Annotated in this window: 27 protein-coding genes; 11 read left to right on the forward strand and 16 right to left on the reverse strand. The window is 43.2% G+C overall.

What is annotated here, in order from left to right; genetic code table 11:
* Window positions 1-50: 50 nt before the first annotated feature.
* From R7P72_RS12110 to R7P72_RS12120, 3 genes are all read right to left on the reverse strand, one after another.
* Window positions 51-1004: an iron chelate uptake ABC transporter family permease subunit gene (locus R7P72_RS12110; protein WP_213906922.1), complete on the reverse strand. Its 954-nt coding sequence runs from the start codon at window positions 1002-1004 to the stop codon at window positions 51-53.
* Entirely contained in the window at window positions 1001-1945 is a 945-nt protein-coding gene (locus R7P72_RS12115) for an ABC transporter permease (RefSeq protein WP_213906921.1), read from the reverse strand. Before R7P72_RS12115 ends, R7P72_RS12110 begins: the two co-directional genes overlap by 4 nt.
* Window positions 1946-2706: 761 nt before the next feature.
* Entirely contained in the window at window positions 2707-3627 is a 921-nt protein-coding gene (locus R7P72_RS12120) for a M14 family metallocarboxypeptidase (RefSeq protein ID WP_005375292.1), read from the reverse strand.
* A 172-nt stretch (window positions 3628-3799) separates the two neighbouring features.
* Between R7P72_RS12120 and R7P72_RS12125 the strand changes: the two genes are divergently transcribed.
* On the forward strand, window positions 3800-4705 hold the full coding sequence (locus tag R7P72_RS12125) for a DUF808 domain-containing protein (protein WP_005375293.1): 906 nt from the start codon (window positions 3800-3802) through the stop codon (window positions 4703-4705).
* Between the two features lie 95 nt (window positions 4706-4800).
* Here the strand turns inward: R7P72_RS12125 and pyrC are convergent, their stop codons facing one another.
* Entirely contained in the window at window positions 4801-5829 is a 1029-nt protein-coding gene (pyrC, locus tag R7P72_RS12130; RefSeq protein ID WP_005375294.1) for a dihydroorotase, read from the reverse strand.
* Window positions 5830-5984: 155 nt separating this feature from the next.
* A complete protein-coding gene (locus tag R7P72_RS12135; RefSeq protein WP_005375297.1) occupies window positions 5985-6149 on the reverse strand; it encodes a YqaE/Pmp3 family membrane protein in 165 nt (54 codons plus the stop codon).
* Window positions 6150-6416: 267 nt separating this feature from the next.
* On the opposite strand from R7P72_RS12135, the gene R7P72_RS12140 reads away from it, so the two are divergent.
* On the forward strand, window positions 6417-8234 hold the full coding sequence (locus R7P72_RS12140) for a hybrid-cluster NAD(P)-dependent oxidoreductase (protein ID WP_005375298.1): 1818 nt from the start codon (window positions 6417-6419) through the stop codon (window positions 8232-8234).
* A gap of 83 nt (window positions 8235-8317) precedes the next feature.
* Here R7P72_RS12140 and nadE read toward each other — a convergent pair whose 3' ends face one another.
* Complete coding sequence (nadE, locus tag R7P72_RS12145; protein ID WP_005375299.1) at window positions 8318-9148, reverse strand: ammonia-dependent NAD(+) synthetase; 831 nt, start codon at window positions 9146-9148, stop codon at window positions 8318-8320.
* 178 nt (window positions 9149-9326) lie between these two features.
* Here nadE and R7P72_RS12150 point away from each other — a divergent pair, with 178 nt between their 5' ends.
* Together R7P72_RS12150 and R7P72_RS12155 are read left to right on the forward strand one after the other, a co-directional pair.
* Window positions 9327-9860: a nicotinate-nicotinamide nucleotide adenylyltransferase gene (locus R7P72_RS12150; protein ID WP_258658355.1), complete on the forward strand. Its 534-nt coding sequence runs from the start codon at window positions 9327-9329 to the stop codon at window positions 9858-9860.
* A gap of 14 nt (window positions 9861-9874) precedes the next feature.
* The gene (locus R7P72_RS12155) at window positions 9875-10357 is read left to right on the forward strand and encodes a hypothetical protein (protein ID WP_017635276.1); all 483 of its coding nucleotides are present in this window, start codon (window positions 9875-9877) and stop codon (window positions 10355-10357) included.
* A 127-nt stretch (window positions 10358-10484) separates the two neighbouring features.
* Here R7P72_RS12155 and R7P72_RS12160 read toward each other — a convergent pair whose 3' ends face one another.
* Window positions 10485-11093: a hypothetical protein gene (locus tag R7P72_RS12160; protein WP_064369671.1), complete on the reverse strand. Its 609-nt coding sequence runs from the start codon at window positions 11091-11093 to the stop codon at window positions 10485-10487.
* A gap of 191 nt (window positions 11094-11284) precedes the next feature.
* Here R7P72_RS12160 and R7P72_RS12165 point away from each other — a divergent pair, with 191 nt between their 5' ends.
* Entirely contained in the window at window positions 11285-12394 is a 1110-nt protein-coding gene (locus R7P72_RS12165) for a 1-acyl-sn-glycerol-3-phosphate acyltransferase (protein ID WP_005385027.1), read from the forward strand.
* A 73-nt stretch (window positions 12395-12467) separates the two neighbouring features.
* Here the strand turns inward: R7P72_RS12165 and R7P72_RS12170 are convergent, their stop codons facing one another.
* Window positions 12468-13067 (reverse strand): hypothetical protein, encoded by a 600-nt coding sequence (locus R7P72_RS12170; protein ID WP_318110545.1) that lies wholly within the window; start codon window positions 13065-13067, stop codon window positions 12468-12470.
* A gap of 319 nt (window positions 13068-13386) precedes the next feature.
* Between R7P72_RS12170 and R7P72_RS12175 the strand changes: the two genes are divergently transcribed.
* A complete protein-coding gene (locus tag R7P72_RS12175) occupies window positions 13387-13659 on the forward strand; it encodes a YnjH family protein (RefSeq protein ID WP_005375306.1) in 273 nt (90 codons plus the stop codon).
* Window positions 13660-13747: 88 nt separating this feature from the next.
* On the opposite strand, the gene R7P72_RS12180 is transcribed toward R7P72_RS12175, so the two are convergent.
* Window positions 13748-14047 (reverse strand): YfcZ/YiiS family protein, encoded by a 300-nt coding sequence (locus R7P72_RS12180; RefSeq protein ID WP_005385031.1) that lies wholly within the window; start codon window positions 14045-14047, stop codon window positions 13748-13750.
* 607 nt (window positions 14048-14654) lie between these two features.
* Here R7P72_RS12180 and R7P72_RS12185 point away from each other — a divergent pair.
* Window positions 14655-15116: a TetR/AcrR family transcriptional regulator gene (locus R7P72_RS12185; RefSeq protein ID WP_005385033.1), complete on the forward strand. Its 462-nt coding sequence runs from the start codon at window positions 14655-14657 to the stop codon at window positions 15114-15116.
* A gap of 112 nt (window positions 15117-15228) precedes the next feature.
* Here the strand turns inward: R7P72_RS12185 and R7P72_RS12190 are convergent, their stop codons facing one another.
* The 6 genes from R7P72_RS12190 to R7P72_RS12215 are packed head-to-tail and all read right to left on the reverse strand — an operon-like array spanning window position 15229 to window position 19810.
* Window positions 15229-16011, reverse strand: a complete 783-nt coding sequence (locus R7P72_RS12190) for a heme ABC transporter ATP-binding protein (protein ID WP_005385036.1) — start codon at window positions 16009-16011, stop codon at window positions 15229-15231.
* Window positions 16011-17048: a FecCD family ABC transporter permease gene (locus tag R7P72_RS12195; RefSeq protein ID WP_054578656.1), complete on the reverse strand. Its 1038-nt coding sequence runs from the start codon at window positions 17046-17048 to the stop codon at window positions 16011-16013. Before R7P72_RS12195 ends, R7P72_RS12190 begins: the two co-directional genes overlap by 1 nt.
* 9 nt (window positions 17049-17057) lie before the next feature.
* The gene (locus tag R7P72_RS12200) at window positions 17058-17927 is read right to left on the reverse strand and encodes a hemin ABC transporter substrate-binding protein (protein ID WP_005375320.1); all 870 of its coding nucleotides are present in this window, start codon (window positions 17925-17927) and stop codon (window positions 17058-17060) included.
* Between the two features lie 28 nt (window positions 17928-17955).
* On the reverse strand, window positions 17956-18369 hold the full coding sequence (locus tag R7P72_RS12205; RefSeq protein WP_005375322.1) for an ExbD/TolR family protein: 414 nt from the start codon (window positions 18367-18369) through the stop codon (window positions 17956-17958).
* The gene (locus tag R7P72_RS12210; RefSeq protein ID WP_005375324.1) at window positions 18366-19064 is read right to left on the reverse strand and encodes a MotA/TolQ/ExbB proton channel family protein; all 699 of its coding nucleotides are present in this window, start codon (window positions 19062-19064) and stop codon (window positions 18366-18368) included. Before R7P72_RS12210 ends, R7P72_RS12205 begins: the two co-directional genes overlap by 4 nt.
* Window positions 19064-19810, reverse strand: a complete 747-nt coding sequence (locus R7P72_RS12215) for an energy transducer TonB (protein WP_318110546.1) — start codon at window positions 19808-19810, stop codon at window positions 19064-19066. The genes R7P72_RS12210 and R7P72_RS12215 overlap by 1 nt, the downstream gene beginning before the upstream one ends.
* A gap of 160 nt (window positions 19811-19970) precedes the next feature.
* Here R7P72_RS12215 and hutW point away from each other — a divergent pair, with 160 nt between their 5' ends.
* The 4 genes from hutW (at window position 19971) to R7P72_RS12235 (ending at window position 23098) form a co-directional block, all read left to right on the forward strand.
* Window positions 19971-21341: a heme anaerobic degradation radical SAM methyltransferase ChuW/HutW gene (gene hutW / locus R7P72_RS12220; protein ID WP_031778893.1), complete on the forward strand. Its 1371-nt coding sequence runs from the start codon at window positions 19971-19973 to the stop codon at window positions 21339-21341.
* Between the two features lie 32 nt (window positions 21342-21373).
* The gene (hutX, locus tag R7P72_RS12225; protein WP_005375329.1) at window positions 21374-21877 is read left to right on the forward strand and encodes a heme utilization cystosolic carrier protein HutX; all 504 of its coding nucleotides are present in this window, start codon (window positions 21374-21376) and stop codon (window positions 21875-21877) included.
* Window positions 21878-21933: 56 nt separating this feature from the next.
* The gene (gene hutZ / locus R7P72_RS12230) at window positions 21934-22464 is read left to right on the forward strand and encodes a heme utilization protein HutZ (RefSeq protein WP_005375331.1); all 531 of its coding nucleotides are present in this window, start codon (window positions 21934-21936) and stop codon (window positions 22462-22464) included.
* A 97-nt stretch (window positions 22465-22561) separates the two neighbouring features.
* Window positions 22562-23098 carry an ATP:cob(I)alamin adenosyltransferase gene (locus R7P72_RS12235; protein WP_005375333.1) on the forward strand — a complete coding sequence of 179 codons (537 nt, stop codon included), beginning with the start codon at window positions 22562-22564 and terminating at the stop codon, window positions 23096-23098.
* An 80-nt stretch (window positions 23099-23178) separates the two neighbouring features.
* Here the strand turns inward: R7P72_RS12235 and R7P72_RS12240 are convergent, their stop codons facing one another.
* Window positions 23179-24093: a chemotaxis protein gene (locus R7P72_RS12240; protein ID WP_005375335.1), complete on the reverse strand. Its 915-nt coding sequence runs from the start codon at window positions 24091-24093 to the stop codon at window positions 23179-23181.
* Between the last annotated feature and the right edge of the window lie 194 nt (window positions 24094-24287).

Below are 24287 nucleotides of genomic sequence, written 5' to 3' on the forward strand. Positions count from 1 at the left end.
GTATTTCCTTTTTGTCAGTGAGTTGTCTTTAAACAGGCGAGTAACAGTTTTCATATTTGGCTTCTTGTTCTTATCGTGATGGCTAGGAAATATCCCCCACAAAGGACATTCACCAAAATAGAGACGGTGGTTTTAAAGTTAAATAAGTGCTCTATCAGAAGTTGACCAGACAAGAACATGACAATTGCAATAGCACAAGCAACGAGCAATATGTGTCTGTAGTTCGGTGCGCTAGTAACGGAATAAGCAATATTGGCAATAAAAATTCCCATAAAAGCCGTTGGGCCAATCAAGCTCGTCGAAATTGCTACTAAAATGGCGATTACAGCAAAGAACTTTGGTACATATTGCTTATCATTTAGTCCTAATGACATCGCTTGGTCTCGACCTAGACCTATCACATCTAGCTCGCGTGACCATCTGTTAGCAAAGAGTGCCAAAACGCTTAACGCAATACTGGAAAAAAGTAACGTAGAAGGTTTCGCTCGCTCAAACGAGGTATAGCTGAGCCCTTGAAGGATAGAGAATTCTCCAGGGCTTATTCTGAGCTGGATAAATTGAGCAAGAGTTGTCAGCACCATTGTCAAAACAAAGCCAATCAGCAGAACTTGGTGCATGTCATGTTTAAATCTATTGAGTACCCAAGATTGAATCGCTAAGGAATACAACAGAATGAGTATTGCAGAGACAGCGAAATTACCGACAACACCTAATGTAGCAATGCCAGAAGTGCCCCCTAGTAATAAGAGTAGGGTTTGCCAAACCAGATAAACCGACTCATATCCCATAATGGATGGCGTAAGAATACGATTACCAGCTAAAGCTTGGAAAATAACAGCAGAGATGGCCACGCAGCTGCCCCCAATAACTATGGCACCAAGTTTAATCAGCCTCTTAGGGATGACGTAATCAAAATCCCACCCAGAGCTTGTAAAGATAAAGGCGATAGACAGTATGCAAACGAGTATAATGCTCACTCGTATGTTTGAGTAATGTGATCTCATACTCGTGCTCCTTTCAAAAGAAACACAAGAAACATGACTCCCCCGATAGCACTGGCTGTTAATCCAATTGGGACTTCAAAAGGAAAGGCAACAACTCTGCCTATGACATCGCAAAAAATAAGTAACGAAGCGCCGCCTAGTGCAACGATTGGTAGGGTGTTTTTAAGGTGATCGCCATATTTTAGTGCGACTAGGTTAGGTATGACTAAACCGATAAAATGAATGGCACCTACGGTCACCACTGTTATAGCAACTGTCACGGAAACTAGCATTAGACCCAAGGCGGCAGTGAACGCAATATTAATTCCTAAGTTGGACGCAACATCTTCGCCCATTCCCATCACAGTAAACTTATGTGCATATAAGTAAGTCAGTAGGGTGATGGGTAAAATCAAGAAAATTATTTCATAGTGTTCTTGGACCACTTTGGAGAAATCTCCCATTAACCAACCGGACATACTCTGTAAGATGTTGTTTTGATAAGCATAAAACTCCGCTATAGCACTTAGTACACTACCAAACATAAGCCCAATCACAGGTATTAACGCAGAGTTACTGAATTTAATTTTTCGTACGATGGCAATGTAGATAAGGCCAGCGGCGAAGCAAAATAGTACGGCGAAGAGCATACGTTCAAGCTTGTCTGAGGATGGAAGCATGACGATAGATACCAAAATACCGAGCTTTGCCGCATCGATACCGCCTGTGGTGCCCGGCTCAACAAAACGATTTCTAACAATATGTTGAAGAATAACACCACATATTGCGAGACCAGATCCGGTAAGAATTAGTGCGATTAGCCTTGGTAATCTGCTAGCAGTAATCGGTAGCCAAGCTTTGTCATCCATGGTCAGCAATAACGACAAATCTAGTTGGTTTGCGCCGACGAAAATTGAAGTTAAGCACAGTATAAAAAACAGGCTTACTACGTGAATACTCATACAGAATCTGCCCCAAAATAAAGTGAGTTTCTCTTAACTTATGACTTGGGGATGGAATACGAATAATGAATATCTATTCGCATATAGGTTCTAAATTCCAACAAAACATAACCAAGTTATTTTTTATAAACATTAAGGTCACAATCCAGCCCTCAAAGTATCACTAGGCCATACCTAAAAATTCAACGTGCTGATTTGGCTTTAAAACTGGATTAACTAGCAAAAGAAAAGTGCCGCTTTCAATGCAAAGAGAAAGAGGTTCTCGATTTAAAATTAAAATACAAATGATAATTATTTTCATTATATCTTTGTTTTTTCGGTTAAGCAATGAAGTTCATATGTGTTTCTCTAAAAAGATCAATCGCGTATAAAAAACAAGGCAATGGCTAATGCATGTGCTTTTGGGTAAGTGATTAAAAAATAAAGCCAAAGAGCATTAAGCTTTCTTATTGTTTAAGGATGTTTTTCGCTTCAGAAGCTCGTTGGTTGAGGTTTGATTTAAATGATATGACGATAGTTTGTTCAGGAAGAGGAGTTAGTAGTGACGATGATGTCTAGATGTCGTTTGTATTTAAGGATTTATTAGATACCGCATTAAAATAGCGTCATAAAGTCGTGATGCTTCGCATCTTCAGTGTTAGCGATGTTAATGCGGTAATTTCTAAGAAACTAGCGGATTAATGTCTCAACTTGCTTTTGGAGCAAAGTAAAGCTGATTCACAATTCAAAGACATCGTCAGTTGCTTTATTGTTAACCTGTGTTATTCGAGCTTACTTAGTACGTAATTCAGACCACCGACCACGGCTGCAACTTGCGCATCGTTGCATTCTTCGTCGGTCACCGTTGGGCTGTCTGGGTACACTTCCGTTGTCGTGCCGTAAACGCAATTTGTTACACCGCCACACAGGCCCAGTTTTACCATTGGGTAGTTGATAACGCCAAACTGTACGACGGGTGAACCGATGATTTCGCCGTTTTCATCTGCTGGTGCAATGTGAGTCACTTTTGCAACTGACTCAATGACCGCTTTTTGGAAGTCAGGCTGAGGGTTTTCACTATCTCCCACCGTGTAAAAGCCATCTGGGATCATACCTTCAATGTACTCAATACCATCACGAGCAGCTAAGGCTGGACGGAACTCAGTTTCGTCAGAATCTGTCGTTTCATGTAGATCAATGTGCATTAACACATCGCCTAAAGTTGCAACTAGCTTTATGAGGTTAGCGGACTCTTCGGCAGGGCTATCCTTATAGAAAGAGCGGTTTGGATCAATCGCGTTTGGATTCCAGCGGTTGATCACCTCGTAACCCCAAGGGCTTACGCAGGGTGCAACGACAATATTGAAATGCTCTGCATAGCGCTCTGCTTCTGTTTCTACAAACTTTAATGCGCCATGTACACCGCTGGTTTCGTAACCGTGCACGCCGCCTGTGACCAACACAACAGGTTTAGTTGAATCCCAATTGCGTGTTTTGATACAAAACAGAGGGAAGCGTGCCTCGTTGTATGAGAGCGCCCCATATTGTTCAACATCAAAACGCTCACGTAGGGCATCGATTTTACTGACGACTTCATCTTGGTAGCTACGTTTTACTTCTTGCGTTGCTAACCAAGCTTTACGTTCTTCTTCGTTCCAAGGTTGGCCAGGAGTACCGATCGGGTAAATGTATCCACTTTTCATCTATACTTTTTCTTTTGACTGCTGAAAGGTATCACAAGACTAGACCTGTCTTATCTTTACGGCAATATAAAACACCATTTGGGGTGGTATTCTTTGCAAAATCATCACTTTGATGAGTGATTCATTGGTGTTACATTTTGTTACTTACTCAATTTCATATAAGAGACCAAAAATGGCTGGAGCAAGTTTACTCACACTGTTGGACGATATTGCCACGGTGCTTGATGATGTCGCCTTAATGTCAAAAATGGCTGCAAAGAAAACCGCAGGTGTGTTGGGAGATGATCTAGCGTTAAACGCTCAACAAGTGTCTGGTGTTGCATCTGAGCGAGAGATTCCAGTGGTTTGGGCGGTTGCAAAAGGCTCATTCAAAAATAAATTGATTTTAGTTCCTTCAGCTTTACTTATTAGCGCGATTATTCCATGGCTTATCATGCCATTATTGCTAATTGGCGGCTTATTTCTCTGCTTTGAAGGGGCAGAGAAAGTACTTGAGAAAGTGTTTCCTCACCCGCATCCGCACGAAGAAAAAGAGGAGCTAGTTAATACTGGCGAGTCGATAGAAGAGTATGAAAAGCGTAAAGTTTCTGGTGCGATTCGAACAGACTTTATCCTTTCAGCAGAGATCATCGTGATTGCGTTAGGTACCGTGACAGGAGCCAGTCTTGTTACGCAAATTTTAGTTGTCAGTTTAATTGCAGTGATTATGACGGTTGGAGTTTATGGACTAGTCGCTGGGATTGTGAAGCTAGATGATTTAGGCCTTTACCTTGAAAGTCGCTCAAACGGTAAAGGTTGGGTGGCGAAAGTCGGAGGGGCCTTGGTCGCTTTTGCACCAAAGTTGATGAAGTTGTTAACCATTGTAGGAACTGCTGCGATGTTTTTGGTGGGTGGAGGAATTGTGGTGCACAACGTGCCAGCCATTCATCACTTTGTAGAGCCGATTATTATGAACTTTAGTGGTCATTCGGTTGCTACAGCCATTTTGCCTATTTTACTGAACGGTATTATCGGCTTTGTGGCGGGGTTGGTTGTGGTTGCGGTATGGACGATGGTTGAAAAGCTTCGTGGTCAATAATCACATCTAAAACATGAGACGATAATAACAAGGGTCATGACTTCTTTTTACAAAAAGCATGACCCTGTTTTATGGGTGAAACGTCAGTAAAGTACTTACTTCACTTTCCACTCGATCTGTTCATTTGCTCGAATAGGCACAACGATATCATTGCCAAATGGCATCGTTTCTGGCACATCCCAAGCGGATTTTTCTAACGTCACTGTATCTGTGTTACGTGCAATGCCGTAAAAATCAGGACCGTTGAAGCTTGCGAAAGCTTCCAAGTTTTCCAACTTGCCTTCTTTTTCGAAGACTTCTGCATAAAGCTCTAGCGCAGCGTGTGCAGTGTAAGAACCAGCACAACCGCAAGCCGATTCTTTTGCCCCTTTCGCATGTGGCGCTGAGTCTGTACCTAGGAAAAACTTCTTGCTACCACTAGTTGCTGCTTCGATCAGCGCTTGCTGGTGGGTTCCGCGCTTAAGAATTGGCAAACAGTAGAAATGAGGTTTAATACCACCCACAAGCATGTGGTTACGGTTGAAAAGAAGGTGGTGGGCAGTGATGGTAGCCGCTACGTTGTCTGAGGCGTTGTTAACGAAGTTTGCTGCGTCGGCGGTGGTGATATGTTCTAGAACGATTTTAAGATTAGGGAAGTCATTGACGATAGGAGCGAGGACGGTATCAAGGAATTCTTTTTCTCGGTCGAAGATATCAACATCGTGATGTGTTACTTCGCCATGAACCAGAAGTAACATTCCGACTTCATCCATCGCTTCTAAAACGTGATAAATGTTCTTCGCATTGGTCACACCGGAATCTGAGTTTGTTGTGGCGCCAGCAGGATAGAGCTTGGCAGCAACAATGTGTCCGGTTGCTTTAGCCTTACGTATTTCGTCTGGTGTCGTGTTATCTGTAAGGTAAAGCGCCATTAAAGGCTTAAACTGTTCGCCATGTTGCTCTTTGAGAATTCGGTCACGGTAGGCTAGGGCGAGCTCAGTTGTAGTAACAGGTGGGACGGTATTTGGCATAATCAGCGCACGGCCATTGTAGCGGCTGATGTCGCGAACGGTGTCTTTAAGAACTTCCCCATCGCGTAAGTGAACGTGCCAGTCGTCAGGACGAGTGATAGTCAGTGTTGTCATTAATTGCTCCCACCATTGAAAAGTTGTCTGATTGGAGCCTAAGCGCCGTATTTGCTTTTGAGCAAACGCTTGCGCTTAGGCGACAGGATGATAGAGGAATTGCCCTCATATTTCATCCCATTTTTCAATTTTATAAAGAGTGAGAGTGTAAGTGGTTACTTCATTGTTAACCAAAGCGCATGGATCGTACCTGGTAGAAAGAAGAAACACGTCAATATTAGATTAATCAAAAAGTCTTTATTTAGACCTTTCTCCATAAACACCGCGACAGGCGGAAGAAAGATACATAACAAAATCAGAACCAGTTTTCTTGTATCCATAATTAAGCTCCAAATCGATAAATGGGAGTAGTGATAACTTGGGTGAATTATGTGTGTCGTATCACACTTTATCAAACGGTATTTGGTCAGAACGGTGTTAAAAAACGCGAATATTGAGTGTAGTAAATACTTGTCACTAAAACCAAATTTATAAGAATATGGTTTCGAGAAAGTTGAAATGGATGAAGAGGCAGCAGACTCTGCAACTTAATGTGATTTGAGTATACAATACCGCAACAAATAAAAAACACCCGTAGGAAGAAGGCCATGTCGCAACCCGTTTTATCCCTAATTAATGTTTTTCCGGTTAAGTCAGTTGGCGGATTATCGCTGTCGTCCGTATGGGTTGAGAAGCAAGGATTGAGCTTCGATCGTCGCTTTATGATTGCGAAAGCTGATGGCTCGATGATCACTGCGCGAAAGTATCCGCAAATGGTAACCATTAAGTCTGCCTTATTGTCCGATGGAGTGGTGTTTAGTAGTTTGGGTATGGAGCCACTTAAAATCCGTTACCAAGATTTCAAAATGCAGGAGACACCTGCAACGGTTTGGAAAGATACATTTACTGCCTATACCACGACAGATGATGCAGATGACTGGTTTAGTCGTGTTTTGGGGCAGCGCGTTGAGTTGTTATTTAGTGGTGAGCAATCGAATCGTGTCCGTGAAAAGCTAGGTCAAAACGTCAGTTTTGCTGATGGTTATCCGGTTTTAGTGATCAGCCAAGCTTCACTTGATGAGCTGAATCGAAGAAGTTCAGAGCTGCACTCAATGGATCAGTTTCGTACTAACTTAGTTGTCTCTGATACTAAGCCATTTGAAGAAGATTCATGGAAGCGCATACGAATCGGTGAGGTAGAGTTTGAGTCTCTCAAACCTTGCGAGCGCTGTATCCTGACTACGGTGAATACCCAAAGAGGCACATTCCGTGAGAGCAAAGAGCCGCTCAAAACCTTGCAACAGTTCCGTGCAAACGATGTCGGTGGTGTGTTCTTTGGCCAGAATCTTGTCGCGCGAAATGAAGGCATTATTCGTCAAGGCGATAAAGTTGAAGTATTGGAGTACAAAGAGCCGGAGTTTTACGCAGATAACTCGCCAGTGCGCATGAAGCTTACATGTGTTGAGCGTGAAGAAATTGCCCAAGACTTTGTGACCTTATGGTTAGAGCCAAACAAAGGTTCGTTGCCTAATTACTTGCCAGGACAACACCTGCCAATAGAGGTGAATATTGATGGTAAGAAAGTGGGTCGACGCTATACCTTATCATCCAGTCCTTCTCGCCCGGGTCGTTATGCTATTTCTGTAAAGCGTATCGCGGGTGGAAGAGTCTCTAACTCACTCTTAGACAACTTACAAGTCGGTGATGTTTTAGAGGCAGAACAACCTGACGGTCAGTTCCACCTTAAAGCGCATGAAGCGCAGCCTCTGCTGTTACTCTCTGCGGGTAGCGGAGTAACACCAATGTTATCAATGGTGCGTTACTTAGCGGATCACAATCAGTTGGATAACGTGGTTTTCTACCATCAATGTCGCACCGAGAATGATATTCCTTGTCGCTCAGAGTTGGAGCAGTTAAAGCGTGAGCACCCAGGGCTAGAAGTAAAAGTCTGTTTAACGCAACCTGCTGTTGATTGGTTTGGTTTGAAAGGGCGTTTAAGTTTGTCACACATTAAGCAAATCAAAGATGTTGAACAGCGTCAGGTGTTTGTGTGTGGCCCGGATGGGTTTATGGATAAAGCAAAAAGTCTTCTACTAAGAAAAGGGCTGCCAGAGGAAAACTACCATCAAGAAGCGTTTGGAGTTTCTTCTCTTACGTCAAAGCCAGAGAAAAGTCTCGCTATTGACTTTAATGGAACGAAAGTCGTAGGCAACAACCAAAAAACGTTGTTAGATCAGCTCGAAGATGCTGGGAAGGTCATCAGCAATAGCTGTCGTGCAGGCTTATGTGGTGCCTGTAAAGTTCAGCTTACGTCGGGTCAAGTACATCATCCGGACGTGCCCGTGCTGACTGATGAGGAACGTGCAATGGGAACCGTATTGGCGTGTTGTGCTGTGCCAGAGACGGACGTAACAGTAACCAACTAGGCGAGAGCAACTTTGTCCTTCGACAAAAAAACGCTGCTATTTTTAGCAGCGTTTTGAGTTTTAAAGAGAGCTGAAAATATCGCTTAGTCGTAAATCGTCGGAATTGGCTGGCGTTTGTGCTGCGTTGCTTTGTAAATCGCTACCAGACGGTCACTCACTTGCTGTGGAACAGGTTTGCCCTCTAAGAAGTCGTCGATTTGCTCGTAAGTTAGGCTTAGCGCATCTTCATCTGCTTTTTGTGGAGCAAGCTCTTCTAAGTCTGCTGTTGGCACTTTCTTCACTAGTTGCTCAGGTGCACCCAATGTAGCAGCTACTTCACGAACTTGGCGCTTACTTAATCCGAACAATGGTGCCATGTCACAAGCGCCATCACCAAATTTAGTGTAGAAACCAGTGATGTTTTCTGCTGAGTGATCAGTACCAAGAACAAGGCCGCCTACGTAGCCCGCGATCTCGTATTGAGCAACCATGCGAGCCCGCGCTTTTACATTGCCTTTTACGAAGTCGACTTTTGCTGCATCAGTTGGTAGAAGATCTGTGCCTTCTAATGCAACGTGAGAAGCCGAATGAAGCCCGTCAACACCTGCTTTGATGTTCACCGATACAGAATGGGTTGGCTGGATAAAAGACAGAGCGAGCTGAGCCTCATCTTCATCTTTTTGCTCCCCGTAAGGCAGGCGAACTGCGATAAATTGGTAGCTATTGTTGCCCGCTTCTTCGTTTAGTTGGTCTACAGCCAACTGAGCTAAACGACCACATGTCGTTGAGTCAACGCCACCGCTGATGCCAAGAACAAGAGACTTACAGCCCGCTTCTTGCAATTTACGCTTAATAAAAGCGACACGGCGTTCAATTTCAAAATGCGGATCAATTGAAGGGAGTACGCGCATTTCGTCACGGATGGATTGTTCCATTTAGGGTTCCTTTTCCTGCAAATATTTCAGACTCTAAAGCACATTTGCTCAAATGGTGATAAACCATACAGTTGAGGCTCATTAAACGCGACTTTAGGGTCAAAAGCTGTAAAGATTAGTAGTATCATACCGAAATCATCAGATTAGAAAACTCTCTTCAACCAGGTAATCACCGGATATGAAAAAAATCGCCATTTTTGGTAGTGCATTTAACCCACCTAGTTTAGGGCATAAAAGTGTTATTGAGTCTTTGAGCCACTTTGATCTTGTGCTACTTGAGCCAAGCATTGCACATGCTTGGGGCAAGAACATGCTTGATTACCCAACTCGGTGCAAAATGGTTGATGTGTTCATCAAGGATATGGGGCTTTCTAATGTTCAGCGTTCTGATGCGGAGCAAGCTTTATACCAACCTGGACAAAGTGTGACGACCTATGCGTTGTTAGAAAAAATTCAAGAAATCTACCCAACTGCCGATATAACTTTTGTCATTGGTCCTGATAATTTCTTCAAATTTGCTAAATTTAGTAGAGCTGAAGAGATTACGGAACGTTGGACTGTTATGGCATGTCCTGAAAAAGTAAAAGTCAGAAGCACAGATATTCGCAAAGCATTGGCCGAGGGTGAAGAGATCGGCGCCTATACAACACCTTCCGTAAGTGATTTATTACTTAGTAAAGGCTTATACAGAGAAACATTGTCTGGGAACTGAGAGGTCAGATTTTCATGGTCAGAGTCGTTTTATTTAGTGCATGTGCGCTGCTTGTGGTGACACAAGCTCATTCCGCGTGTAACTATTTTTCTGATCGTTCCGTGGTGTTTGAAGATAACACGCTTCCAATCTGTGAAGAAATTTTAGATTCCATCGGCGTGTTAAGTACTGAAGCATTGATTTGGTATGCAGCGGAAGCGAAGCTTGAAGGACCAACAGAAAACTATTGGGAGGAGTGGGCGATTAAGCCGGAAGACACCCCACTTCTAACTCAAAACTTAGAAAAGAATTACTTTGGTCTTGGTTTTTGGATGCCGGAAGAGCTCCGAGACGAAGAGAGTAAAATGGATACAGAAGAGTGGCTTCGTAGTCACGGGTTGATGTTCAGCGTCGGTTTTGGTGATAAATCAGACGGACAGCCAAGAATGCGGTTTGATTATCGTTGGCACGAATATTATGACGCTGACTGGATGATGCAGATAGAAGTACCTTTCTAGACATCTCAAGCAAATGAAAAAAGGGCGTACATTATCAATGTACGCCCTTTTTGTTTTTACTTGAATCTCTACTTTCTGTATCCGTAACTCTACGTAATGCTGAAAACGTAGCTTGTTAAAGAGCAAGTTATAGCGCTTCTCCAAAGACTAAAAAGCAAAGCTGTTCATATTCTTCGGTGTTACCAGCAAAAAGAGAGTCAACAATTTGCTCTTCCTTCTTCCCCGACAGTTTCATTTTTCTTGCTTCACGTAGTGTTAGTACCAAGCAAAGCTCTTTAGAAATATTCATGTCACAGCCAGGAGTCCACTGATTGATGGTTCTTGTTAACGTTGAGTGCGCTAGTTTAGGAGACAGCGTCAATACTTCATGTCTTACTACTGTCAGTAGATCGGTTTGCAGATCCGAGCGTTCGGCTGTTGTTGCTAGCTTCTCGACGAGCGCTTTTAGTAGCGGTGAAGGCTTCACAAAGCCCGCCTGTTGTGAGAACTCGTCATTTAAACGCACAGAAAAATCACAACGATATACACGAGAATTAGGTAAAAAGGTGAGGGAGCTCAAACATCCTTGAGGAATCCAAAAATATTGGCCTGGTTCAATGGCATACTCCTGCTTACCCAATTTAATGACGGCTAACCCTTCGATGACAGATAGTAGACTGTGCTTCAGTGCTTTTTTACGCGCAGCTACATCAAGAAAGGGGTATTTAGCGTCGTGAAATTCAATTGCGTAGTTCATTATGAGTACCAGTGTTTTTTGGCGCTAAGGGTAACGTTAAACCCATACGATTCCAACCTGCTGAGAGAATTTTTTAGCATGATAAATGGTGGCTTAACTGGTATGACCATGTTAAAAGTATGGGTTGAAATGCTGCTTGTCAGCAAAACTATGCGTAAAATGTGCCAGCTTTTTTTGATATGTAATGAACAATGACAGCCAATACCGATCCTTATATTGAAATTCGTCCTTACAACGACGAAGAAATTCCAGCAGCGCTGGATCGTCTAATCCAAGATGATGAATTTATCACTGCTATCCTAGAACATCGCTTTGCTAATAAAGCAGCGTGGTTCAAAACGCTAATGAGCCCGATCCTGCGCATCTACCTGAAAGCCAAGTGGAGCAAGCTTGATTCTGTCGAAGCAATTCAGATTGAAGTGAAGAAGTATCTGAAAGATACATTGAATAAGACAACGGATGGCGTCACTTTTTCTGGTTTGGATAAGCTGGATAAAAACACGTCATACCTATTCGTTTCTAACCACCGTGATATTGCGATGGACCCTGCGCTCGTAAATTATGGCTTGTACCAAAGTGGGCACCGTACAGTTCGTATAGCGATTGGCGATAACCTGCTGAAGAAGCCATGTGCGACAGAATTGATGCGACTCAATAAGAGCTTCATCGTTAAGCGCTCTGCTAAAGCGCCTAGAGAAATGATGAAAGCATTGGGACAATTGTCAAGCTATATCAAACATTCGCTTGATACTGGCAATTCAATTTGGATTGCCCAAAAGGAAGGTCGTGCTAAAGATGGAAACGACTTTACTGATCCTGCGATTTTAAAAATGTTCCATGTTGAAGGTCGTAAACAAAAGATCAGCTTTGGTGAGTACACGCGTTCTCTGAAAATCGTTCCAGTCTCGATTGCCTATGAAAATGATCCATGTGACATTGCCAAAGCAAAAGAGCTGTACGAAAAAGCAGAAAATGGCCGCTATGAAAAAGGCGAATTTGAAGATATCGAAAGTATCATTCAAGGTATCGTTGGCTATAAAGGCCGTGTACATGTTGCGTTTGGTGATGTGATTGAGCAAGAGTTTGAAACGCCGGAATCTCTTGCTGGTGAAATCGACCGCCAAATTCACAACAACTACAAGTTGTACCCAATCAACTTGTTAGCTGCTGGGCATGAAGATTCGAGCATCATTACGGAAGCGGTTAAGCGTCATCTCGCGGATAAGTTGGATCAGCTACCTGAAGGCGCAAGACCTTATTTGGTGGCGAGCTATGCTAATCCTGTGAATAACCAAGAGTAATCTTCGTCACTGAACTCGTTGATTCAGAATGCCTTAAAGCCTCGGTCTGCCGGGGCTTTTGTTTATCTGCTCTTTAAGGTGCGACGGCACCACCAAGGGTTAAATTGCTGGGCCATTTTGTGATCCTGTTACCACCTAAATAGATATTCCCTTTCACCGTCATTGTGTCTGGAAATACTTTCAGCGCTGATCCTCCAATATAGAGATTACCATCAACCACCAATCCTTCAGGAAGATCAGAAATGGGAGTGCGAATAACACTTAGATCACCTTTTACTCGAAGTTTAGCTGGAAGCGATTTTAACGGTGTATCCGTCAGATTTAGGTAACCGCCTAGTTTGATACCTTTAGGCCAGTTTTCGATCTTACTACCTAGTAGGTTTGCATAGCCTTTTATCTTTGTTCCTGAGCGAATAACTTTGAGTGCGCTGTTAGTTGCTTCCAGACTGCCTTCAACATCAAGCCCTTTAGGCAAGGTTTTGATAGGGGTTTGTGAGATGTTTAAGTTGCCCTTTACCACTAGGCCAGAGGGTAGTTGGGTGTAAGGCTTGTTTCTAAGGTCAAGATTGCCGTAATTATCGATGTGACCAAACTTAGAATAGTAATCTAGCTCATATGCCAAAGGAGACGAGCAGAGCAGGATTGAAGTAAGGCATAGGGAAACAAAACGCATAGTCAAAGATTTAGTTAAATACCGAGATCAACAGGTGCTTATCTTATACTTAAATAAACCTATTATGCATTTTTTGCTCACAGTTTTTGATTCATAACTTAAATATTCAAATTAGAGATACACGTTAAAAGTGTGCGCTTCTTTACTGCGCTAAGTAACTTCAAGCTTACTAAAATGAGATAAATTAAATGATTGAATGTGAAGCAGACCCAAGTGTAGAGGTGAGAAAAATATCAGTAGATATTTGAATAATATGAGATTCTTCCAAGAACTTCACAAGGGTCCTTGTTAGTATTATTGAGGTTTGAGGGAGATTTTCATGAAGTTAAAAAGTGTATCTATTTTTACCGCTGGTGTTTTTGCAGTACTGCTGTCGGGTTCCGTTTTTGCTAAATCATACAGTACACCAGAAAACAAAGCGCTAATAGTTGCTGACGGTAAGGTAGGCCAGCGTATCTGTTACTACGATGATAAAGCCTACACCACAGGGGCCGTGATTAATGTTGAAGGCGTATTACTGATGTGTACCGCTGAGAACGATTTTGAAACCAATGGCTCGTTAAAGTGGGTCGTGTTCAAAAAAGATAAATAAACGCGCCGAAGTTGTCTGTTTCATTTAGAGCGGTTTAAGATTAAGAGATTGGAAAAATAAAAAGCGAGCATCATGCTCGCTTTTTTCATTAACGCGCGAGTGAGCGAGTTTTTAATTCAAAGATAAGTTTTTCAGCACTTACTTCAAATTTGAATCGAGCCGTCGCTTGGTTCGCTTCTTCGGTTATTTCTGAAACATTGTATTCAACATCAGCACATACTGATTTAGCGAGCTCGATGTATTTCTGTAGTTCAGACTCTAGCTCTGTTTTTGTCTGTGCGAAAACCGTTACGTCGGCAACTTCGTCACCTTCTTTGATGATAAAGCCTATCTCGCCAGCACAGCCGCAGGCCTCACATACTTGGTTTTTTTCTAATTCGACACTCATAACGAATCCTCTTGTAAATACTAAGGGTATTCTATCAGGTATTTGATCTGTATCTACAAAAATGACGACTTTTGCGTAAAAAAGGAACAGAATAGGCCCTTGTTAAGTAAGGGTTAAAGATTGGATTACTAAATCATCAAGAACGTTAATGTGATATATATCAACATTTAAAATCAATTAACGAACATAGTGACGAGATTTTGCTCAGTCCAGTTGAACTAATGGTTAATTTATAAGACTATTTCTTGATTGATTATTTTTAATAATTATCATTCTTGGTCTTTGAATAGTTTCGATGAATAATTGGCGCAAGGTTTTGATGAGACTAAATTTTCGCCTTATTTTGAGTAGCATGTATTGACAAAAACATAACTGAAAATTACACATTACGCAGTGTAAAGACGTTATGGTTTGGAACTCGACATGATATTAAATAGTCGCAATACATATACCCAAAGCGCTTTAAAGTGCAGCGCTTAGCAACCTGATTTCTAGGTTTTCGCTAATCGAACCGCATCGGCGAGCCGGGTATAATGCTAAGAATGATTTCATTCTGGCCTCATTTAATAGTGAGTTAGATGGATTTACAAAGAGAAGAGCTTAAAATATGCCAAAGCGTAGTAAAGAAGATACCGAAATCACTATCCAAAAGATCATGGATGCCGTTATTGATCAGCTACTCAGATTAGGTTACGACAAAATGTCGTACACGACGCTAAGCCAGCAGACAGGTATATCGCGTACCGGTATTAGCCATCACTTCCCTAAGAAAACGGACTTCACCGCCGCACTGGATGGCCGTATCTTTAAAATGTTTATTGAACACTTAGAGTTTGATAAAGGATTAAATGCATTTTCACAAAGTTGGATTAAAGCGCTGGAAGATGCTGAATTCCTCGCGATTTTACGACTGCTATTCCATCACATTGTCACCGCTGAAAATGCGCAAGAATTTGCTGCTAATGGTATTGACCGCTTATACAAAATGGTTGAAAGCCAGTTTGGTGCGGGTGGTGACAAAGAGCTTGAGTGGTTGATTGGTCGATCATTGATCCAAATGAGCAAGTAATAGCCTTTAAAGCACCAAATTCTGCCACTATCAAAGCAAAGGCCCGCAACTCTCATATTGCGGGCCTTTGTCGTATCGAAGTGTTTTAGAGACGGCATAGAGGAGATACGCTTTATGCTGCGGCATGCACTTGAGGGAAGTCTAGCGTCGGATGTTTTGTCACAATAGATCGATAGCCATAAACTTGCTCAATGCGCTCTGACGTTAGTGCATTCCATGGCGTGTCATCACAAACTAGTTTCCCGTTATGCAAGAGTACAAGGCGGTCTGCGTACTGAGAGGCTAGATTCAAGTCATGTAACACCACAACCACCGCTGCGTTTTGTGCTTTTGCCGTTTCACGAGCAATCTTTAACGTGTTGTGTTGGTGGGCGAGATCCAACGCTGAGGTAGGTTCATCAAGCATTAAGATTCGTTTTTCGCCAGATTGATGTAGTTGTGTCATCACTCGTGCTAGATGCAGTCGTTGCTTTTCTCCACCAGATAAAGACGGGTACAGGCTTTCTGCTAAATGCAATACGTCGGTTTGTTCCATGTAATGTAAAGCCAGTTTAGTGGTTTCTTTATTGGACAGTGATAGCGGTATTGCCCCCAGCTCTACTACTTCTCTGGCTAGAAATGGGAAGGTTAAGGTGCTGTGCTGCGGGAGCATTGCAATATGTTTGGCGCTTTTTTCAGGCTCCCAATCATGCTTTTGTTTACCGAAGTAGGTGATGTGATGATTCGAAGAGATCTCACCGCATAGAAGCTTGAGCAAAGTACTTTTACCTGCGCCATTGGGGCCGAGTAGGGCGGTCACTTCACCAGCTCGGATATCAATGTTGATGTCATCGAGCACCACACGGTTGCCATACGTCATCGAAATGTTTTTCCCCGATAAAACGATCTGGTTCATTACAAAATCTTCCCTTTTTGCTGGAACAATAAGTAGATGAAAAAGGGCGCGCCAATCAATGCGGTCACGATTCCAACTGGTAATTCAGCTGGTGCCACGGCAACACGAGCAAACATATCTGCGGCAGTAAGAAGCAGTGCTCCCATTAAGGCAGATATTGGTAATAGCGTTCGATGGTCAGGCCCAGCGAGCATGCGCCCTAAGTGAGGAATCACGAGCCCAATAAAGCCAATTGCACCACTGATGCTCACCGTAATACCAACACCCAGTGCAGAAAGTAAAATAAGCTGACGTTTGAGTTTTTGAACCGGAACTCCTAAGTGTCTTGCTTCTGATTCCCCTAACAACAGAGCATTCAGCGCCATCGACTTCTTCTGAAACCAGAGCAATAGGATGACGAGTGTTACAGCAGATAGAGCAATCCCTGACCAATTTGCACCAGCTAATGAGCCCATCGACCAAAGCGTCAAGTCTCGCAGCATCTGATCATCTGCGATAAAGTTCATGTAGCCAATCGCAGCACCCGAGAGCGCGCTGATGGCAACGCCGGCTAACAACATAATTGTAACTGAGGTACCAAACTTACTTGTGCCGAGTTTATAAACGAGAATAGTCGTTAGTGCACCGCCAATGAAAGCAAAAAGAGGCAGAGCCGCTAAGTTCATTAGTTGCGGATAGTTTTGGCTAAATTCAGCAAATACAACAATAGCGAATGCACCACCAAGAGCAGCGCCAGCAGACACACCAATGATACCAGGCTCGGCTAATGGGTTACGGAACAAGCCCTGCATAACCACACCACAAATTGCTAAAATGGCGCCGATGAACATACACAAAATGGTGCGAGGCAATCGGATTTCGTTAATGACCAACTGAATGTGAGGAGCGAGATCAGAACTGCCTCCCGTTAGGCTACGCAAACTGTCAGCAAAGCTAATGTTCATTGGGCCAACGGTAATAGAGGCGATAGCAATAAATGCTAAAAATCCACTAAGCACTGATAACGTCGTTGAAAGGGGGATGCGTCTTAACAACATGTCATGTCTCTATGGGTAAAGCAGTGCATTCAAGCGTTTAGCTTCTGCAAGGCTTTTAAGGCCCAAACCACCTACCAGAGCATGGCCATCAATCGTTATGATGTCTTTGTTCTTTCCAGCGGGTGTTGCAGCAAGAAGCGGCATTGCTTTTAAAATTGCATCGGCACCACCCAACGTTTCATAGCTGCGACCACTAACAAGAATCACGTCAGGCTGCATCTCTACCATCGCTTCTGTGGATAGAGGCTTGTAAGACGAGAGTTGTGTAGCGGCTGGGTTTTGTCCGCCGGCGAGTTGAATAATTGCATCGGGTGTCGTTTGTGAGCCCGCAACATTTGCAGGTCGCCCTTCATGGATCAGCAGAAAGAGCACTTTCTTTTTCTTCGCTTGATCAGGTTGGTTTGCATTGAGTGCTTGTACTTGCGCCTGGACATCTTGCTTTAAGCTTTCAGCTTGAGCTTTGCGATCCATAAGGTTCGCAATTTGATCAATACGTTGATAAAGGCCCTCGACATTTGCATCAGTATTAACGATTTCTACATCTACGCCAGCCGATTTCAATTGGCTCAATGTTGTTTTCGGCCCCATCTCATCAGAACCAATGACTTTTGTCGGACGTAAGGCGAGCAACCCCTCCGCTGAAAGACGACGATGGTAGCCCACTTTAGGCAGTTCCATTCCTTTTGGTAATTGACTGGTGACGTCGATAGCAACCAAGCTATCTTTAGCGTCGAGTTCAAGCAAGAGTTCAGTGACGGCGCTGCCTGCGCTAACAACGCGCTCTGAGGATGGCGTTTCATTGGCAAAAAGTTGACTACTCGCAAGTAGGGAAATAGCTGCCGTGACAACAGCATGAATAGTGATGCGTGTGTTCTTCATTTTGAAAGGATCTCTATCTTACTTATTTTTATGATGGCTCTTCAGTGAGTAACTGAGTTGCTTGAATTCCGTTTTCTTGTAAAAAGCCGAGAAGTTGTACTAGCGACTGAATATTCGCGGTTTTTTCTGCTCCAATTACAATCGGTTTATCGCTTGACTTACTCTCTTCTAACAGCGCGAGGGTAAAGTTGTCCCAATCGATATATGTCTTGCCGTTAATAGCCCAGTAAGGCTCGTCTTTAAGAATATTTACCGTGATGGATTGCTTATCGACATCTGCAACAGCCTGAGATTCTGTGCTCGGTAAATTGACGTCTAATGAATCGAGTTTGACCGCTGCGGTTAACATCAGGAAAACCATGACGATAAAAATAATGTCTAACAGCGGTGTTAAATCGGGGGTTAAACCGTTACGACTATTTTCTTGTGGTGTTTTAATCATTTAGTTGCTGCCTCAATCTTCTCAGAAGAGCGCAGTGTTACTTTTGAGTGGTCTGGCGAGACATGCTGTAACGAGATACCTTCAAGCCATAAGTTGACGTAGTTTAAAGTGTGCTCAAGCTTGGCGATTACACGATCCGCCCACAAACCAATGATCTGCGCTCCTGAAATGGCAGGAAGTGCGATAATGAGACCCGCGGCAGTGGTGCGCATAGCAAGACCTAGGCCGTCAGCCAAATCATTCGGAGTGATATTCCCCGTTGAAACCGCGATGCCTTTAAACATGTCAATTAAGCCAAGTACCGTACCAAGCAAGCCAATTAAAGGGCTTATGACGCCAATCAGCGTCAGCAAACGAAGGCCGGAATGCAACTGATGGCGTTTTTCTTGCAGCCAAATACCTGCGGCATCTTCTCTTAAAGATTTCGAAAACGAATGATGAGCAAGCAACATCGCAACACCACGGTACAGAAGCGGCCGCTTATTCGACAACTCTTCAGCAAGTGCTTCAAGTTCGCTCCCATTTGTTGGGTCTAATCCTGTGAGCTTTTGGCGAATGGCTCGCTTTCCTACACCAAGGCTAATTAACACATGGAATAATCGCTCGGCGATGATCATCACGGTTAGAGCTGAGCAAATGATCAAAGGCCATGTCATCAGCCCAAATTGAGTTTGTAATTCTTGTAGTTGTTCCATTATCCATCCAACTTAAAACGAACAGGTACTTGTACTCGGTGAGCGACTTTTAGCCCACCTGAAATATGTGGTGTAAATTGCCACTGTGTGATCGCACGAAGTGCTGAGGCATCTAGCGACTCTGTGCCGGAAGACTCAATCAAAACCTGTTTAATCTGGTTACCATTCTCATCTAGCCATATCTCATACAAGGCTACACCTTCAATACCGCGTCTTTGTGCAGATCTTGGGTAACGGGGTTGTGTTGGTTGACTCACAAACGTTGGTTTGTCGACCAAGACAGGCTGAGACGTTGCCCCTTTGGATTGGCTCGCAGGTGCGGATTGTTGAGCTACCGTCTCTTTCTTCACTGGTTCCGTTTTTTTCTTTGGTTTCGCTTCGGGCTGAACCTTTTGCTTTGTTACGGTTTTGGTGGGCTCGACCGCTTTAGGTTTAGATTGTTTAACCGGTTCAGGTTTTTTCTCTACTACCTTCTTCTTAACAGCGTCTTTCTTGACGACCTGTTTTTTTACAATCTTCTTTTCTGGTTCAGGTTGGTCTTGAGGCTGCTGCTCTTTTGGTGGCGCTACATTTTCTGGTGTAGATTTTTCGACAGCGGGAGGAGCAGACACAAGATTTAGACTTACCGAACTTGCTGGGTTTCCAGCCGGCATCGCGAACACCTTTGTCTCTTGAGAAACAAAAAGAAGTGCGGCATGGATGGCAAGGGAAGCACCTCCTGCAATGACATATCTTTGTACGTTCACGGAATATCTCGGGAAACTATGAAAACTTGGGCAGATTATTACTTACAATGGAAATAAGATCAATTATCAATTGCATTATCATTACGCTCAAATTATGATTCTTGCAGAATTTTTAAGATCAGCTTCCATCCCTTACATGATGGGAGTTAAGCGAGTATATATGAGCGTCGATATCGATAAGCTTGATGAATCAGTGTTGGGCAGTGATAGTCCTGATCCATTGCGATTTGCTTTTGTTAAGAAGCATTCTGCACATGCCGGGGGAGCGAGCGTACCTGTGCCCTCGTCTCAACAACAGGCGATTTTTTCGAGTATTACGGCTAACTCAATTAAAGCGACCAATAAGCGCTGTCTTTATATTCATGTTCCGTTTTGTCGCGTTCGTTGCACTTTTTGTAACTTCTTTCAAAATGCTGCAAGTCGCACACTGGTTGATGAGTACTTTGAAGCATTAATGCAGGAGCTTAGAGAGAAAGCGGCATTACCTTGGACACAAAATGGTATTTTTCACGCCGTATATATCGGGGGCGGAACGCCAACGGATTTATCTCCAATACAGGTTCGTGTGTTAGGCCAGGCTATCCGAGACCACTTTCCTTTGGCCGCAGACTGCGAAATCACCTTAGAAGGTCGCATCAATCGTTTTTCTGATGAGTTGTATCAAGGCGCTTTAGACGGTGGGTTTAATCGTTTCTCTTTTGGTGTGCAAAGTTTTAATACACAAGTGCGCCGCAGCGCAAAACGTTTAGATGATAGAGAAGATGTCCTCAAACGGGTGAGCGAGATCGCCAAAGAAGACAAAATTCCGGTCATTATCGATTTACTCTATGGCTTACCTTATCAAACCAAAGAAGTGTTAGAGCAAGATTTAAATGATTTCCTCTCGACTGGCGCACACGGACTGGACTTGTATCAGTTAGTGGTTGGTGGGTCAGCTCCCATGCTCAACCTCGTAGAAAAGGGAAAAATCCCGCCACCTGCGACCACACCAGAAAAAGCGGGAATGTATGAGTTCGGTGTGAACTTTATGGCCAAACACCATATGAAGCAACTGAGTGTGAACCATTGGGCAATCGATAACCGCGAGCGTAGTTTATACAATAGTTTAGCCAAGACTTATGCAGAGGTATTGCCAATTGGCTGTGGTGCTGGAGGTAATATCGGTGGCTACGGGATGATGCAACACCGCACACTAGAGACCTATATTAAAGCGGTCAAAGAAGGTCAAAGCACCATCGCGATGATGATGAAGCAAAGCCCTCTAGAACCACTTTTTTCTGCACTCAAATCTGCGTTTGACCGTGGCATTGTTCAAGCAAATCAACTTCCATCATTTATGGGAGAGGACGCGTTCGTGTTTTTATTGCCTCTATTTAAAGTGTGGCAAGCGAAAGGCTTAGTACAGCTACATGAACGTAGCGCAGTCCTTACTCTTGCAGGCAGCTTCTGGGCAGTGTCATTGGCTCAAAGTTGTATTCAGGTACTCACGTCAGAGATGAACGAAACGGTACCGAAAGCATTCAATAATTAATGAAAACAAATTGAACAAAAACGGAAGACACAATGGAATCAATCAAGCAACAAGTTGAAGTATTACTAGAGCAAGAACCACAATTATTGCCAGCTGCGATGGCAGAGCGTCTTGGCATTTCCGAGTTTGAGGTTGTTGCGGCTCTACCTCAGGAAATGGTGGCTATTGCACCAGGAGAGCAAGCGCAAAGCATCTTAGAAAGTTTGGTTGGTTTTGGCCCGGTGACGACCATCGTCCACTCTTTTGGTTCTATCTTTGAAGTTAAAGCGCCGTTTCCAAAAGGAAAAGTGGCGCGTGGCTATTACAATTTAATGGGTAGAGAAGGTGAACTGCACGGCCACCTTAAATTAGATAACGTTAAAAATGTCGCATTAGTCAGTAAACCGTTTATGGGTAGAGAGAGTCACTATTTTGGTTTTTTCTCAGAGTGCGGAAGCAATATTTTCAAGATTTATTTAGGCCGTAACGAAAAGCGCGAGTTGATTGAAGAGCAAGTCACCGCATTTCGCGCCCTACAAGCCGAATTAAAAAAGTAATCACAAACATAATCGAGGCTTAACTCGAATACTAATTAGTAAAGTCAGGTATCAATATGGATCAACAAGTTAAACAAGAGCGTTTGCAAGGTCGTTTAGGGCCAGAGATCAAAGAGTTTCGTCAGGAGCGCCGTACACTTCAGCTTGCAACTGTCGATGCAGAAGGTCGCCCGAATGTAAGCTACGCGCCTTATGTCCAAAACCAGGAAGGTTATTTCGTTCTCATTTCTAAAATCGCTCGTCATGCCCGTAACCTTTTAGAAAATCCAAATGTTTCATTGATGATGATCGAAGATGAAGAGTCTTCAAAGCAGCTGTTTGCTCGTAAGCGCTTAACTTTTGATGCGGTAGCAAATGTAGTTGAGCGAGACACAGAGATGTGGCAACAAGTTGTTGGACAAATGAAAGAGCGTTTTGGTGAGATTATTGATGGTCTAAGCCAGCTAGAGGATTTCGTTTTGTTCAACTTAAAGCCAGAATCGGGGCTATTTGTTAAAGGTTTTGGTCAGGCGTATCAAGTGTCTGGTGATGATTTAGTCGATTTTGTTCACCTTCAAGAAGGTCACAAGAAAGTCGAAAGTGCCTGATTGTAAACCGATCATATGAATGTCGCTCATTTGGCATAATGAACGTTTAAAGGGAGTTAGGTTATACTGACTCCCTTTTTTATATTGGAACAAAAGCATGAAACCTGTAAGTAAGGAATTGAGCGAGATTTGCTATCCGTTTATTTACGAGGACAGTCCGGTTTGTGACTTTGAAATTACAGCAGATGAACTTTGTAGTCGTATTGGCCTTGTTCTCGCTATGGAGTTGGACGAGTTTAGCCGCGATATACTGACAAGAATGCAGCCTAATGTTTATCATCTAAATGGTTCGGTTCGCGGGAAATTAGCGATTACAGAGACGGAAGTTGAAGAGTTAAAGGCCGATTATGCTTTGCTCAAGCAACGTATTGATGGCGGCTTCAAAGGCTTTGTTCTACCCGGGGGGCACCCGGCAGCCAGTCAATTGCATTTGTGCCGTTGCCAAGCTAAAAAAACGGTACGAGCATTAGTTGCCGTTGAACATACAGGTAAGAAGCAGCCCGCACCTATTTTGTTTCGTTACGCGAACTTATTAGCGAATGTACTTTACAGCCTAGCTTCTTATATTAATCATGCTCACCAAGTCAAAGAGACGGAATTCGTTTCTCGTAGTTACGCGATGCCAAAGAAGTGAGCTGAGAAATTAGCGGATGTGAGCATCAGGGATAGGACAAGCACTGCATTATATTCTCAAATCAACTCGTCCAATAAGAGTTAAGAAGTCATAGCTTTGGCTTCTAGCTCTTTTGCTCCGCGAAGCATCGCTTCGATTAGTTCTCCTGCATTGAATTTCTCAAGTGCCTCATGCGCGCCAACTTGGTGAGCTCTGTCTACACAGATTTCGCTCGATAACGATGTATGTAAAATGCGGTATGAATGGTTCAGAGAGGAATTATTCTGAACTTCAAATGCTAATTCATAACCGTCTAATCCGGGCATTTCAATATCGCTGACCAGAATATCAATTGGGCGATGAGCCGCAGCGTCACTTTTCATCAGTTCCAATGCATCTAAACCATTTTTACAGATTTGATACCCAATATTGATGCTATCGAGTGCGTCACACAGCTGTTTACGAGCGATGGAAGAGTCATCCACCAATAGAATACTGAGTGCTTTTAGGCGTTCTCGCTCAATATCTGTCAGCATTGGTATCTTTGAATTCTCGTACTGCGGATAAATTTTGGAAAGTAGCAGCTCCACATCCAGCATTTGAACAGTTTTGTCCTCGTAGCGAGTAATTCCAGTCACGAAAATATTTTTTCCAGCGCTCGGAGGTGGCGTTTCAATAGCTTTCCAATCACACTCAATGATCTTCTCTATACTACGAACCATAAACGCAACCACGGTTCGCAAGCAATCTGTCACGATCAAGTAGCAGCTTTTATATTCTTCTTCATTAATAGGACGAAAGCCAACAGCCGCTGACATATCGATCACTGGTACTGTTAAGTTACGTATCGTAACGGTTCCAATGACGTGATGATGCGAGTAAGGGATCTTTGTCGTTGGCATGTACGGGACGATTTCACGGACTTTTAGCGTACCGATAGCGAAACTCTGTTGCAGGGTGAGCTTAAACATCAACATGCCCTGAGATTGATTCGCTTTGCTAACGACTTTTGCCATGAAAATAACCTTATAAATACCACCGAATTGTGTCTAATCTAATCTTATCAGACGAAGGCTTCAACCATCGGAGAGACAAATGTGAGCTTTTTAGACAATCTTTTAGAGAATAGTGATTAACTGAGCAAAACTTGTTTGTATTTTAAACTCATTATGTAGACGATTTTATATTCCTCGTGTATTTGGGCCTTTAC

It is taken from the genome of Vibrio sp. Vb0888, from assembly GCF_033338835.1.
GTDB lineage: Bacteria > Pseudomonadota > Gammaproteobacteria > Enterobacterales > Vibrionaceae > Vibrio > Vibrio alginolyticus.

What these genes read in the sequence shown, in the direction of transcription:
- R7P72_RS12195 (WP_054578656.1), bottom strand. Translation starts at nt 17,048, where the DNA reads ATGTTGTTAAGACGCATCCCCCTTTCAACGACGTTATCAGTGCTTAGT.
- R7P72_RS12235 (WP_005375333.1), top strand. Translation starts at nt 22,562, where the DNA reads ATGAAACCTGTAAGTAAGGAATTGAGCGAGATTTGCTATCCGTTTATT.
- R7P72_RS12150 (WP_258658355.1), top strand. Translation starts at nt 9,327, where the DNA reads ATGAAAAAAATCGCCATTTTTGGTAGTGCATTTAACCCACCTAGTTTA.
- R7P72_RS12190 (WP_005385036.1), bottom strand. Translation starts at nt 16,011, where the DNA reads ATGAACCAGATCGTTTTATCGGGGAAAAACATTTCGATGACGTATGGC.
- R7P72_RS12110 (WP_213906922.1), bottom strand. Translation starts at nt 1,004, where the DNA reads ATGAGATCACATTACTCAAACATACGAGTGAGCATTATACTCGTTTGC.
- hutX (WP_005375329.1), top strand. Translation starts at nt 21,374, where the DNA reads ATGGAATCAATCAAGCAACAAGTTGAAGTATTACTAGAGCAAGAACCA.
- hutW (WP_031778893.1), top strand. Translation starts at nt 19,971, where the DNA reads ATGAGCGTCGATATCGATAAGCTTGATGAATCAGTGTTGGGCAGTGAT.
- R7P72_RS12175 (WP_005375306.1), top strand. Translation starts at nt 13,387, where the DNA reads ATGAAGTTAAAAAGTGTATCTATTTTTACCGCTGGTGTTTTTGCAGTA.
- R7P72_RS12180 (WP_005385031.1), bottom strand. Translation starts at nt 14,047, where the DNA reads ATGAGTGTCGAATTAGAAAAAAACCAAGTATGTGAGGCCTGCGGCTGT.
- R7P72_RS12140 (WP_005375298.1), top strand. Translation starts at nt 6,417, where the DNA reads ATGTCGCAACCCGTTTTATCCCTAATTAATGTTTTTCCGGTTAAGTCA.
- pyrC (WP_005375294.1), bottom strand. Translation starts at nt 5,829, where the DNA reads ATGACAACACTGACTATCACTCGTCCTGACGACTGGCACGTTCACTTA.
- R7P72_RS12155 (WP_017635276.1), top strand. Translation starts at nt 9,875, where the DNA reads ATGGTCAGAGTCGTTTTATTTAGTGCATGTGCGCTGCTTGTGGTGACA.
- R7P72_RS12210 (WP_005375324.1), bottom strand. Translation starts at nt 19,064, where the DNA reads ATGGAACAACTACAAGAATTACAAACTCAATTTGGGCTGATGACATGG.
- R7P72_RS12115 (WP_213906921.1), bottom strand. Translation starts at nt 1,945, where the DNA reads ATGAGTATTCACGTAGTAAGCCTGTTTTTTATACTGTGCTTAACTTCA.
- hutZ (WP_005375331.1), top strand. Translation starts at nt 21,934, where the DNA reads ATGGATCAACAAGTTAAACAAGAGCGTTTGCAAGGTCGTTTAGGGCCA.
- R7P72_RS12160 (WP_064369671.1), bottom strand. Translation starts at nt 11,093, where the DNA reads ATGAACTACGCAATTGAATTTCACGACGCTAAATACCCCTTTCTTGAT.
- R7P72_RS12240 (WP_005375335.1), bottom strand. Translation starts at nt 24,093, where the DNA reads ATGGCAAAAGTCGTTAGCAAAGCGAATCAATCTCAGGGCATGTTGATG.
- R7P72_RS12125 (WP_005375293.1), top strand. Translation starts at nt 3,800, where the DNA reads ATGGCTGGAGCAAGTTTACTCACACTGTTGGACGATATTGCCACGGTG.
- R7P72_RS12170 (WP_318110545.1), bottom strand. Translation starts at nt 13,067, where the DNA reads ATGCGTTTTGTTTCCCTATGCCTTACTTCAATCCTGCTCTGCTCGTCT.
- R7P72_RS12205 (WP_005375322.1), bottom strand. Translation starts at nt 18,369, where the DNA reads ATGATTAAAACACCACAAGAAAATAGTCGTAACGGTTTAACCCCCGAT.
- R7P72_RS12185 (WP_005385033.1), top strand. Translation starts at nt 14,655, where the DNA reads ATGCCAAAGCGTAGTAAAGAAGATACCGAAATCACTATCCAAAAGATC.
- nadE (WP_005375299.1), bottom strand. Translation starts at nt 9,148, where the DNA reads ATGGAACAATCCATCCGTGACGAAATGCGCGTACTCCCTTCAATTGAT.
- R7P72_RS12120 (WP_005375292.1), bottom strand. Translation starts at nt 3,627, where the DNA reads ATGAAAAGTGGATACATTTACCCGATCGGTACTCCTGGCCAACCTTGG.
- R7P72_RS12135 (WP_005375297.1), bottom strand. Translation starts at nt 6,149, where the DNA reads ATGGATACAAGAAAACTGGTTCTGATTTTGTTATGTATCTTTCTTCCG.
- R7P72_RS12200 (WP_005375320.1), bottom strand. Translation starts at nt 17,927, where the DNA reads ATGAAGAACACACGCATCACTATTCATGCTGTTGTCACGGCAGCTATT.
- R7P72_RS12165 (WP_005385027.1), top strand. Translation starts at nt 11,285, where the DNA reads ATGACAGCCAATACCGATCCTTATATTGAAATTCGTCCTTACAACGAC.